The 12,787-nt window shown below is 33.9% G+C and carries 8 protein-coding genes, 1 rRNA gene and 1 pseudogene; 3 read left to right on the top strand and 7 right to left on the bottom strand.

The features are described 5' to 3' along the window. A 5S ribosomal RNA gene (gene rrf, locus Q7I96_06165) occupies positions 1 to 119 on the top strand. A gap of 715 nt (positions 120 to 834) precedes the next feature. Here rrf and Q7I96_06170 read toward each other — a convergent pair. The 5 genes from Q7I96_06170 to Q7I96_06190 all read right to left on the bottom strand — a co-directional run bounded on the left by Q7I96_06170 (position 835) and on the right by Q7I96_06190 (position 7,095). Next, positions 835 to 2,328, bottom strand: coding sequence for a trehalose-6-phosphate synthase (locus tag Q7I96_06170; GenBank protein ID MDO9627191.1), 1,494 nt, complete (start codon positions 2,326 to 2,328; stop codon positions 835 to 837). Between the two features lie 11 nt (positions 2,329 to 2,339). Further along, positions 2,340 to 3,644, bottom strand: a complete 1,305-nt coding sequence (locus Q7I96_06175) for a phosphomannomutase (protein MDO9627192.1) — start codon at positions 3,642 to 3,644, stop codon at positions 2,340 to 2,342. A 77-nt stretch (positions 3,645 to 3,721) separates the two neighbouring features. Further along, a complete protein-coding gene (locus Q7I96_06180) occupies positions 3,722 to 4,861 on the bottom strand; it encodes an NDP-sugar synthase (protein ID MDO9627193.1) in 1,140 nt (379 codons plus the stop codon). Between the two features lie 111 nt (positions 4,862 to 4,972). Next, positions 4,973 to 5,770 (bottom strand): trehalose-phosphatase, encoded by a 798-nt coding sequence (gene otsB, locus Q7I96_06185; GenBank protein ID MDO9627194.1) that lies wholly within the window; start codon positions 5,768 to 5,770, stop codon positions 4,973 to 4,975. A gap of 143 nt (positions 5,771 to 5,913) precedes the next feature. Then, entirely contained in the window at positions 5,914 to 7,095 is a 1,182-nt protein-coding gene (locus tag Q7I96_06190) for a hypothetical protein (GenBank protein MDO9627195.1), read from the bottom strand. Between the two features lie 171 nt (positions 7,096 to 7,266). Here Q7I96_06190 and Q7I96_06195 point away from each other — a divergent pair, with 171 nt between their 5' ends. After that, positions 7,267 to 7,485, top strand: coding sequence for a hypothetical protein (locus Q7I96_06195; protein MDO9627196.1), 219 nt, complete (start codon positions 7,267 to 7,269; stop codon positions 7,483 to 7,485). A gap of 226 nt (positions 7,486 to 7,711) precedes the next feature. Here Q7I96_06195 and Q7I96_06200 read toward each other — a convergent pair. Beyond that, a pseudogene (locus Q7I96_06200) lies at positions 7,712 to 8,054 on the bottom strand (endonuclease MutS2). A gap of 462 nt (positions 8,055 to 8,516) precedes the next feature. On the opposite strand from Q7I96_06200, the gene katG reads away from it, so the two are divergent. Next, positions 8,517 to 10,712 carry a catalase/peroxidase HPI gene (katG, locus tag Q7I96_06205; GenBank protein ID MDO9627197.1) on the top strand — a complete coding sequence of 732 codons (2,196 nt, stop codon included), beginning with the start codon at positions 8,517 to 8,519 and terminating at the stop codon, positions 10,710 to 10,712. A gap of 128 nt (positions 10,713 to 10,840) precedes the next feature. On the opposite strand, the gene Q7I96_06210 is transcribed toward katG, so the two are convergent. Continuing rightward, complete coding sequence (locus Q7I96_06210; GenBank protein ID MDO9627198.1) at positions 10,841 to 12,769, bottom strand: helix-hairpin-helix domain-containing protein; 1,929 nt, start codon at positions 12,767 to 12,769, stop codon at positions 10,841 to 10,843. Between the last annotated feature and the right edge of the window lie 18 nt (positions 12,770 to 12,787).

Below are 12,787 nucleotides of genomic sequence, written 5' to 3' on the forward strand. Positions count from 1 at the left end.
TTCGGCGACCATAGCGGTGGGGTTACACCTGGTCTCGTTTCGATCCCAGAAGTAAAGTCCTCCTGCGTTTTTTGTGGTACTGTGGGTGTTCCTATGGGAAGCTTTTGACGTTGCCGGCCATTCCTTATAATCACACAAATAAAATTAAATAAAAATTGACATTCTATTTTTAATAGTTTGAAATATTTTTAAATTTCAGAAATTTTAACAAAGTAGAGTTTTCTCTACTTATTTTCACCCCCTTTTTATTGGGCGGATTTATATCTGCCCAAACCCCCTTTTATTAATTCATTATAACTTTTTTTATAGAATTATATCTAAAGAAGGATATAATCTAAAAAAAATTTTATTTCAATTAACTCATTATTAACAACTTTTTAATAAAAAAACAATAATTAAATACTTAATTAAACAATATCTTATTGTCATATCTTTACGACTGATGCCTATGGTCCTTTTAAGACAGGGCGATAGCCTAGTATGAATAGAAGAAACCCAGCATTAGACAGACTGCCTGCTTCGAGGGTTGCTCGGGGAGGGAAGGGTTATCTACCGATGAACCAGACGAGTTAGTATGCAGGCAAAATATTATACTAAATATATAAATTTTATTCAAATTTTTCTTTTTATTCTTATTGCAAAATAATAAATCAATTGTAAATAACTAACTCCTAAAAATGGAGGTATAATTATTCTTTTATCAAGTTATCCTCTTAAAGAAGAGCCAATTGCATTTAGAAATTCTTCAGTAGTATATGTATTTTATAATTTATTCTTATTAAAGTCTAAAATAACTTTATTTAAAGTGCAGATTAACGAATTCTATGAAAACAATTATATATCCCTTATTTTCTCAAAATCAGCAAATTGTTCACTTATCCAGTTATAAATGGTTCTTTGGGAAACTATATTTTGTAAAGATACCATTCTTTCACTTCTCTCTTGTTTACTCATAGTAATGGCTTGATAAAATGCATCTGCGGTTTGTTTTATGTCAAATGGATTCACAGGAATGATATGATCTTTTAATTCTTCGTAACAACCAGCATATTCCGATAAAATTACTGTGCCTTGGGTTTCATTAACTACAGATGCTTCTTTAGGCACTATATTCATGCCGTCTGCAATGGGATTTACAATTAGACAATCATAATTTTTAAATGCTGCTACTACTAGTTGATAATCTGCTCTAAATATGCATTCGATAGGTTTCCACCGCTCATGAGCATATTTTAGGTTAATTTTATGGATGGTTTTTTGGATGAGTTCGTAATATTCTTTGTATTCTTTAATTTGTTGGCGGGTTGGTTTTCCAGTTGATAAGAACTTTACTTTGCCATGATACTCTGGGTGATTTTCTAAAAAAAGATCATAGGCTTCAAATCCGCGAATAATATTTTTACTAAGGTCTGCACGATCAGTTCGATAAATTAAAAAGTTATCCCCTTTTATTTCTCTAATTAATTTTTCTTTAGCCTTAACTTCTTTAGAAACAGCCATTTCTTTAATACTATCATAATCTATGGAAATAGGATAACTTTTTACATGAGTGGTATTTCCATTGTACCAGACCATGCCCTTTTCATAATCAACTTTGTCAGCAAATTCTTCGCAACATTGAATGAAATTAGTTACATAACGGGGAATATGAAATCCTAGGATGTTGTTAGATAACAATCCTTCGATTATGGCTTTTCTCATGTATTCTGGTATAATATGGAAATATTCGGATTGTGGCCATGGAATATGGATGAATTGGCTTAAAAATATATCTCCCAATTCTTTCCGGATAAAAGAAGGACATAAATAAAGGTGATAATCTTGAAGCATAATTAAAGGTTCATTATGATTTCTTTCAGCTTCTTGCACTACTTTTTCTGCGAATTTTTTATTTAGATACACATAACCTTTATCCCATGCAGTATGGGTTTTTTCATCGATATTAGGAGTGTAAGGATTGTTCCACATATAATGTTGGACAAACCAGAGAATGGGGTTACTTATTACACTGTAATAATCCTCATATTGTTCTCGATTCACCAATACAAAAGGAACCCAAAATTTAGGATCTTCTTCAGGAATAGGGACCCTGTGATCTGGAAAAGATCTGGCAACTTCTGCATCAGCTGAAGTCATGGCACTGGCTATCCAAGTACCCTTTAATGATTCCATTAATGGGAGAAGAGTTGAAACAAGTCCCCCAGCACCTCTTTTCATTTCAATTTTGTGTTCATTTTTGTAAAATTCTACAGGGCCTCTGTTTGAAGCTACTATCAAATTTTTATCCTTTAAAAACTCTAAAATTTTATTTTGCTGGGGATAACCCATATAAATACACCTTATTGTACTGTTTCAATCATGGATTTTACAGTTTCAGTTAATTCTTGTAATTTTTCAGCAGATTTTGATTCTAAATAAACTCGGATAAGTGGTTCGAATCGAGATGGTCTGATTAAAATTAAAGAATCATCTAAATCTACTCTTATACCGTCAATGGTGCTGATTTCATATTTTGATTCAAAATTATCCTTAAAAATATCGATTATATATGTTTTTTTCTCATGTTCACAGTCAATGGTAAAAACGGACCTGTTGTATTGCTTTATTTGCCCTGCAAGATGGGATAATGTAGTATCTTTTTTAGCCAGGATTTCCAGCATTTTAACTACTGCAAAAATGGCATCGAAACACAATTGAAATTCCGGAAAAACAAACATACCAGGTTCATCACCACCAAATATGGCGTCTTCTTCAGCAATTCCACTTAAAACATGGTTTACAGAAGTTTTAATTAGTTTTCCTTTTCTTTTAGATATTATTTCATCTAAAGATTTAGAAACCACAACTGAAGATACAATTGTACTCCTTGGATTTTCTTCCAGAATATATTTGCTGAAAATACCTAATATGGTCTGATCTCTAATACGGTTTCCTTTTTCATCAATAAAAACTACCATATCTCGATCATTATCTAATATTGCTCCCATATCTGCCCCAATTGCTGTAATAAGCTCGGATACTACTGATATTCTTTGGGGGTTAGGTTCTGGAAAACTGTATTCAAATTGAGTATCTTTACAGCCAATTAAAATAGTTTGACAGTCCATTTTACGTAATATATCTGGGGCAAAAGTTTTTTTAAGGCCTTCTTCACAGTCTAAAACTAGCAAAAATCCTTTTTCTTCGATGAGTTTTTTAGGGGCTTTTTCAACAACTGCATTTATATATCTATCATGGTAATCATGGACATAATTAAGCTCACCTATTTCCTTCCAGGAAACTTTTTCCCCAGGTCTTTGTTCTAAAGGGATTTTATGGTCACTAATTATTTTAATATTAACATCTTCTGGTCTTAAATGGGATCTAGAAATAGAAATCATTGCACTGGCATTATAAAAGTCCATGTTGGAGTGTATTACTGGTATGGGTGCCACTCCGAAATCCATTACATTAATTCCTGAAGACATGAGCCCGGTGGTTATAGAGCGTTTTATCATTTGGGAAGTGGTGTAAAAATCACGGCCTACCAGTACATGTTGTCCGCACCCTAGATAATTTCCAATAATAGTTCCTAAATGGGAGGCAAATTTATTGCTTATTTCAGCATTAACCACTCCCCTTATATCTTGCACATATTTAGCCATAAAATTCCCTGGTAACTCTTTATTTAATAATTACCGTTATTCACATTATAATTCCCTTAATCTGAAATTAAAATAAGTTACTCTGTTTCAGTAGGATAATCAGAATCTACAATAGAATCTCCAAAAATCTCAATTTTATTAGTAATGGATCTATTGGATTTCACTAAACTGTAAGGACCCATTTGTACAGAACTTCCCAGTATCACTCCTTTTTCAAGTACACAGCCATGTTCCAGGATGCATTTAGAATCAATTATGCAGTCTTTAAGGTATGAATGGGCTTTTATAATACTATCTGGCAGGATTACTGAACCTAAGATATGGGTACCCTCTCCGACCTGGACTTTTTCGCCGATAACTGTATTTTTTCCCAGTACACCTCCTTTTTTTATTACAGCATTATCCCCAATAACTACTGGACCAATAATTCTAACTTTATCTTCAATTTTAACATCTTTACCAATCCAGATGTCTCCAAATTTTCCCACACTTTCCCTTAAATAGTCTCCGTGGGGATGGGGATTTATTTTTTTATTTAGAACATCTCGGGTTGCCTTTAGATATGAATCGGGTCTTCCAACATCGTTCCAATACCCCTCTAAGATATGACCATAAATCCCAGCTTTTTCTTCTATTAATTGTGGGAAAACATCATTAGAAAAATCTACTGGGCCTTTCGAAGTGTCAACATAATCCAGTATTTCTGGTTCTAAAACATAGGTTCCCGCATTGGCAATTTTGCTAAAAACATTATCTGGCGATGGTTTTTCTAAAAATTTGATTATTTGATTATTATTGTCCAATACTGCAATTCCAAAATGGGTGGGATCTTTTACAGGAGTAAGTAGGATGGTTGCCAGGGCATTTTTTTCCTGGTGAAACTCTAATAATTTATCAAGGTCCACATCAACCAGCACATCCCCACTCAAAACAAAAAAAGTATCATCAAGGTGCCTATCTGCTTTATTTAAGCCTCCAGCAGTACCCAGAGGTTTCTTCTCAATAGAATATTTAATATTTAAATCTGGATGAGCCTGATTTAGGTAGTTTTTAATTTGGTTTTTGAAATAGTTTAAAGTTACCACTATATCAGTATAGCCTTGAATTTCAAGTTTTTTAATAATATAATCAATCATAGGTCGGTTTGCGATTGGAATCAGAGGTTTTGGCCTAATTAATGTCATTGGTTGAATTCTAGTTCCTTTTCCGCCGGCCATAATAATGACCTTTATCATATGTAATAATATGGACTTCACATTAAATAAGTCTTTCTTAAAAAACAGTTATCTGTTCTTTATTTGATTATTTAATGATTAAGAAGGTTTATATTAATCTAATAACCATCTGAAAAAGTTAAGAACTTCATTTACACTATCCACAAAAAATGATGTGCTGTTCTTAACATAACTTGGTATTTCATTGGAGAACACCAATATACTAGCACTCCTTATTTTACCTTCATTTTCCAATTCACTAAGTTTCTTAAAAGCATCTAAATCGGTGATATCATCACCTAAATAGATAACCTTGTTTAAATCATGTTTTTCTATGATTCTATGGAGGATTACACCTTTATCAAAACCTAATGGGGGTTTTATTTCCACCAACTTACGACCCTCTGATATTTGGAGGTTTTTTGATTCAGGCCCATTTTTAAGGGAATTTAATATTTTTTTCCTCACCACTTCACCGTCATTGCATTGTCGGTAATGGATGGAATAGCAGATGCCTTTGTCCTCAAATAATATGCCTTCAATATCGCCTAACTCTATATTTAATTGATCAGCACTTTGTTCTATTTGATGGAGATATTTTTCTACTTCTTCTGCCACAGAATATTGTCCATCAAAAAAATATTCCAGGCCGTGGTTTCCCACATATAAAATATCTTCAATACCTACCATTGCTCGGGCATCATTAACAGATCTCCCACTAATAATTGCCAGTAAATCAAATTTTTCTTTTAATTTTATTAGTTCAGCGTGCATGGCAGAATTAACAACAGCTTCCTGGGGAGTAGGTGCAATTTCACTGATGGTGCCATCTATATCAAGTATGATGGCAGTAGATTTATCATTTTTGAAATCATTTATCATTTTTAAATTATCAAAAAGATATTTAGACATTTAAATTCTCCTTAAAACAGATTAATTCTGTAAACTAGCTCTGATTTTTTCAATTCAATCATATTATATTTATAAAATAGATTTTATCATTTATTTGAGCTTTAAAACCTCTGATTAAAAGTTGAGGTCTATTTTTCCGAGTTTTATTCTATTTCATGTATTTTAAAGTATTCTATGATGTGGTGGATTATTTCATAAGGATCATCAGCTACCACAGTACTTCCAAATAGTTCCATTCCACCCATATCTGCGGGGGGCCTGAAAATACTTCCCCGATCCACAATTTTAATTAAATATGGGAAATCATATTCCCGATCCCGGGGAGGACAGTATATGGATAAGTTATAACTGTGTACTCCTAAAACATCTATAAAACATCTAAGTATATTAAAAATAACTTTTTTAGAATTTTTATGGGTGGACGGTGATTCTGGGGGCAGTATTGTGATTTCTTTCTCTTTAGCAGGTGTGATACTTGTATACAAAGAAACCCCATCCACAGTATATCCCAGTCCCAGTGCATGATGAGCCTGATATAAATCCTGGAAATAATGAGGATCTAATCCTTTATGAGATTTTTCATGATATCTTTTTTGATAATTACTCTGAGCTCTTTTTAGAACTTCTACTTTAGCATAAGGAATATCTTTACCCATTAAAATTTGCGCATGTCCATGTATTTGTGAAGCTCCGGCTTTGTAAAGGCAGTTCCAAACAAAAAAAGGACATTTGTAGGTTTCATCGGTCTGAAATACTTTATCAAACCAGTGGAAACCAGTATCAATATAATCAGATAATTCTTCCAGAGTAAATTTTAGAGGGTTATGGTTTTTGAAAATTACCAGACTACTCCAAACATCATATTTGGCGATATTAGATGCAGTTATAGAATGTTTACCTTTAATCCTACCAAAAACATCTTCGGGAGTATATTGATCTGGCTGGCAAAAATCACAATTTTTTCGGGAGTCATTAATTAATTGGGATAATTTGTTTTTCTGATTTTTGAGATCCTTTTTCCCCATACCTGGCCTGTTGGTTCGCATATAATTGAAAAGGGCACCTTCTCCGGTCCACCTATTGAATGTTTTCACTATTTTTTGATTTTCAAGTTTATACAGGACCTGTTTTTGGGTTTCAGTGGGATTTCCGGATTCATCTTTTGTACTAAAATATCCCACAACTTTATTTTTAAGTCCCGGAGGAATTTTCATAGTTCCGGTTCCAGAATAAACACTGTAAATTCTTTTAAATATTTTGTAAGATTCTTTATCCTCAGTTTTTAAACTATTTAATTTGTCTTCCAATTCAATGATGGAAGTCATAAAAAACACTCCTATTTAATATTCTAAACTTTAGAATATTTATAAGAATCATGAAAATTCAAGGATGGATATAGATTATTTGCCTGAATGAATTTTGCTAAATTCAGAAGATATTGAATGAATATGATTGAATTAGCCGATTAAAAAGATCAAAGCTGGATAATTGATATTATGAACGCTTTATTACTAAGGGTAGATTTTGATAAAGGAAATGGTGGGTTTCTAGCCCCTATTTTTGACGATGGATCTTTTGAATATATTCCCTGCCTGAATTTTATGCGGATACAACTGAAAATAAAAATTTTTCTAATACCTTGGGGAGAAAAAATAAGTTCAACTGATTTAAATAAATCTAAAGATAATCTAAAAAAGTTGATTAGTATTAATTAATTACTCTTAAAATTTTATTAATCTAATTATTAGGACTGAAACATCTTATTTATGGCATAGTAGAATTTAATAGATTCTAACCCGGTTTTCCACAGCTATGCTTGTAATATTCTATTTTCATTAAAATTCATTCAATTTATTTATATTTTATTTAGGTCACTTATCTTTGAATTAGACTTAAATTACTTTAAACTAGCTCAAAGTCAAGCCAAATATTCTTCAATGATCAAAATTTCTCTAATATCTTACCATAAATATCTTTTAATTTCCCATCAGAGCGCTCATATATCATTTTCAATATCAGCTCAGGAGTACTTCTGGCCAAATAATTCATTTTTGGAGTTCTATCAACTAATAGATTATAATTATCATCTAAACCCTTAGCTTCAATTCCATCTACTCTTATTGGAGCGTATTTGATGATTTCACGGGCCATTTGGGTTACTATGACGGCAAATGAATTTGAATCATTTATTAATTCTATAACTGGATATAATTTTCACCACCGCTTCTAATTCAGTTATAGCTTCTAATTCGTCCAATAAAATGAGTTTCTGGTTATCATTTGATCCAAACTGCTAAACTTTCTAATGGATAATCTTGCACTTTGAATTTAGATTTTAATTCTTCTTTCATTTCAAATATCCATTTTCCTAACCATGGACACTATCAACCACAATTCTAGCACTAAACTATCTGAACTTATTTAAATCATTGAATTGGTATTTTATGTATTTTTTTGAGCTTACTTCTAATGGTGTTTCATATGATTTTATATGAAGATAATGTGTAAATTCTATTTTGGCCCCATTTTCTTTTGATATTTTAGAAAATATTTCTATAAATTTATTTAATAAAGTAAGTGACAATCGTTATTTATTTTCTTAACTATAAAATTACAGTTGTTAAGTGATAAATATAATCAAAGACAAAAATGTAACTAGATAATTATAAAATTTGAGTCGACTAAATAGGAAATGTGTAATTAGAAAAATTTGAACAAGTTTGAATATGATCCATGGGGTGATATAATGGATGATTATAGTAAGTGTCCGGTTACAGGCAATACAGATAGAAAACCTACAGGTCGAGGGACTACAAATAAAGATTGGTGGCCAAACCAATTAAATATAGGGATTCTTCATCAACATACGCCAGCTTCCAATCCAATGGGGACCGAATTCAATTATGCTGAGGAATTTAAAAAGCTTGACCTGGCTGCACTGAAAAGTGACCTTTACAATCTGATGACAGATTCACAAGAATGGTGGCCTGCTGACTGGGGACATTATGGTGGTCTTATGATTCGTATGGCCTGGCATAGCGCGGGCACTTACCGCACATCTGACGGTCGCGGTGGTGGCGGCACAGGTAATCAGCGTTTTGCACCCATAAACAGTTGGCCAGATAATGTTAATCTGGATAAAGCACGTCGTCTTTTATGGCCTATTAAGCAGAAATACGGGGAAAAAATATCCTGGGCTGACCTCATGATTCTGGCCGGCAACTGTGCACTGGAGTCTATGGGCTTTAAAACCTTTGGATTTGGTGGTGGCCGAGAAGACATTTGGGAACCGGAGGATGATGTTTACTGGGGTAAGGAAGATATATGGCTTGATGATGAACGATATAGTGGAGATCGTGAACTGGAGAAACCTTTGGCAGCTGTACAGATGGGATTGATCTATGTAAACCCCGAAGGGCCCAATGGAGAACCAATACCTCTTGATTCAGCACGTGATGTCAGGGAAACTTTCGCACGTATGGCTATGAATGACGAAGAAACCGTTGCGCTTATTGCTGGAGGACACACCTTTGGTAAAACCCATGGCGCTGGAGATCCAGAATTAGTGGGGCCTGAACCAGAAGCTGCCTCTATGGAAGAACAAGGGCTAGGCTGGAAAAGTCAATATAAAAGTGGTAAAGCCGGTGATACCATTACTAGTGGATTGGAAGGTGCCTGGAAACCGAATCCTACCACCTGGGATATGGGTTATCTGAAAGTTCTCTTCAAATACGAATGGGAACTTACTAAAAGTCCATCAGGGGCTTATATATGGTTAGCAAAAGATGTGGATGATGAAGACATGGTGGTTGATGCCCATAATCCTTCTAAAAAAAATCGCCCTATGATGACCACTGCAGATCTTTCTCTCAAGTTTGATCCTTTTTATGAGAAAATAGCCCGGCACTATCTGGAAAATCCAGAAGTATTTGCTGATGCCTTTGCTCGTGCCTGGTTTAAATTAACTCACCGTGACATGGGCCCCCGTACACGCTACCTCGGCTCGGAAGTTCCCCAAGAGGATCTTATTTGGCAGGATCCTATTCCTGCTGTGGATCATGAACTTATAAATACACAGGATATAGCAAACCTCAAAGCTAAGATTCTTGCATCGGATTTAAGTGTGTCCGAACTTGTTTCAATTGCCTGGGCTTCTGCATCAACATTCCGTGGGTCCGATAAAAGGGGAGGTGCTAATGGTGCACGCATCCGTCTTGCCCCACAGAAAGACTGGGAAGTAAATGAACCTGCTAAACTTAATAAAGTATTAAATACGCTGGAAGAGATTCAAACTGAGTTCAATAATTCACAATCCAGCGATAAAAAAGTCTCGCTTGCTGATTTAATCGTCCTGGGAGGTGGTGCTGCTATTGAAAAGGCGGCTGAGAATGCAGTTTATGGAGTGAATGTCCCTTTCACCCCAGGGCGAATGGATGCACTGCCTGAACAGACAGATATAGAATCATTTGCTGTTCTTGAACCATTAGCAGATGGATTCAGAAACTATCTAAAAACTAAATTCTCTATTTCAGCCGAGGAGCTACTTATAGATCGCTCACAGGTGCTGACACTAACGGCTCCAGAAATGACGGTTCTCCTTGGAGGTTTGAGAGTTTTAAATATAAACTACAATCAATCTAAACACGGTCTTTTCACAGAAAAACCTGAAACACTCACCAATGACTTTTTTGTGAATTTGCTGGATATGGGAACAGAATGGAAAGCTGTATCAGAAGAAGGAGATCTATTTGAAGGTCATGATCGTGAAACAGGAGAATTAAAATGGACTGGCACTAGAATTGACCTTATTTTTGGTTCTAACTCTCAGCTACGGGCCATTGCAGAAGTCTATGCCTGTGAAAATTCAGAAAGTAAATTTATCCAGGACTTCATTAAAGCATGGAACAAGGTGATGAATGCTGATTGCTTTGATCTTTCCTAATTTATTTTTATTCTGATCCATTTTTTCAGGATTAATACGACCAGTATGATGATAGGAACTTGTATTAATCTAAATAATTTTTAAATTTAGATTTAAAAATTAAAAATAAGTTGATTTAATATTATAAATTAAAATTTTTCTAGTATCTTTCCGTAAATATCCTTTAATTTCCCATCAGATCTTTCATATATCATTTTCAATATCAACTCTGGAGTACTCCGGGCCAAATAATTCATTTTAGGAGTTCTATCAACTAATAGGTTATAATTATCATCTAAACCTTTAGCTTCAATTCCATCTACTCTTATTGGTGCGTATTTGATAATTTCACGGGCCATGTGGGTTACTATAACGGCAAATGAATTTGAATCATTTATTAATTCTATAAAACTTGATATAATTTTCACTGCCGCTTCTAATTCAGTTATAGCTTCTAATTCGTCCAGTAAAATTAGTTTCTGGTTATCAGTAGTCACTATGGGCATGAAAGTTCTTAAAAATGATTCAAATGCTCCAGCATCTAGTGATCTTTGTTTAGAGAAGAAATAAACTTCATCAAGTAACTTTACTTCTGTTTTTTCAGCACAAACTGGCAAACCCATATGGGTCATAATCGAAATTTGGGCTAAAGTTTCCAGTAATGTGGTTTTTCCTCCACTATTGGCTCCCGTGAGCAAGGCCACATTTTCCGGGTAAAAAAGAGAGTAATCTATTCTCTGAATGTCCTCAGAAGAATTAGTGGATTCACTTTCATTTTTATGAGCTAAATTTAGATGCAGTGCGCCCTCTAGATGGAAAGCATCTCCTATTTCAGGGGATTTTAATTGATAATAATGAGCAAAACATCCCAGGGCAAATTGATAGTCAAATTCCAATGCTTCTTTGATTTCCTGATCAACTTTTGTCCTTATTTGGGAGAGTCTTTTAGCAGCTGTTACTTTTTTATCAAAAATTTCAATCTGTCTTTTTGATAGATCCTGTTTTTTCACTCTTTCTAATTCTGCATCATCAATTTCCAGAGGATATGTTCTGAGGAATGGATCAAATTCAGTACCAGTATCTAACTTAATATCTGCACGTGCTTTACTGATTACTTCATCAAATATTTTCTCTATTTTACCCGTCATGCCTTGATTTAAAAGGGCCAGAACTTCATCTCCTTTGAGGTCCACATTTTTGACCGAGGATTTTATTTCATCATCCGCCCTCTTCTTAGCAGAATTGACTGACTTGTCAAAATCGACTTCTTTATATTTCAATTCTTCCAGTTCATTCAATATTTTAATGGTTTCATCCAGAACTGTTTCCTTTTGTAATAGATTTCTTAATTCTAACACCTGGGTTAAAATTGATTTGTTGTGTGTAAAGTAATTTAAAACAGATTCTGGAATAATTTCCAGAATTTCAGAATCTTTACTGACCATTACCACATTTTCCTGTTCATCTAAGGCCAAATTACCATGGGAATATACATAAATAACAAATTCATATTCCTGAATTTCTCCGGATTCCTGAGCACTTATTATTGGAAAATGACGATTAAGGCCTAAATCAACTAAATAACCATAATCTTCACTACTTTCAACAAGGATAGCTACAGAAGGATCGTAGTTTGGCTTAATTTCATGAGGTAAACTCAAATTGTTCAATAAACCACGAACATGTTTAATAGGAAGTGATGAAACACTTCTTTTAGCTTCCATAACAAAATCAATTGAAGATTTTATCTTTTCAGGATCTTGCATCGGTGAAAGTAGCAATATCTTATTTTTAGCATGGGAACTATGAGCATAAGATAAAATTTTTTCTAAAATTTCTTCATATAATTGCAGAGCCCTTTCAGTTTTTAGAAATTCTTCTGTGGAATTTCCAGAGAGATCATTTATGATTTCAATTGCTTTTCTTTGGCTCACACCTTCAATACTTGAAATACGATCTATTTCGAAGTTTTCAACCGCATTTATAAGTTCCTGTTCACCACCAAGTTGTTGTACAATTTTTTGGGCCATGCGTTCCCCCACACCCTTTACTTTTGTCAAATCTAGTTTTTTCCCCATGCTATTCCCTTTACCTTC

The organism is Methanobacteriaceae archaeon (assembly GCA_030656015.1).
Classification (GTDB): Archaea; Methanobacteriota; Methanobacteria; order Methanobacteriales; family Methanobacteriaceae; genus UBA349.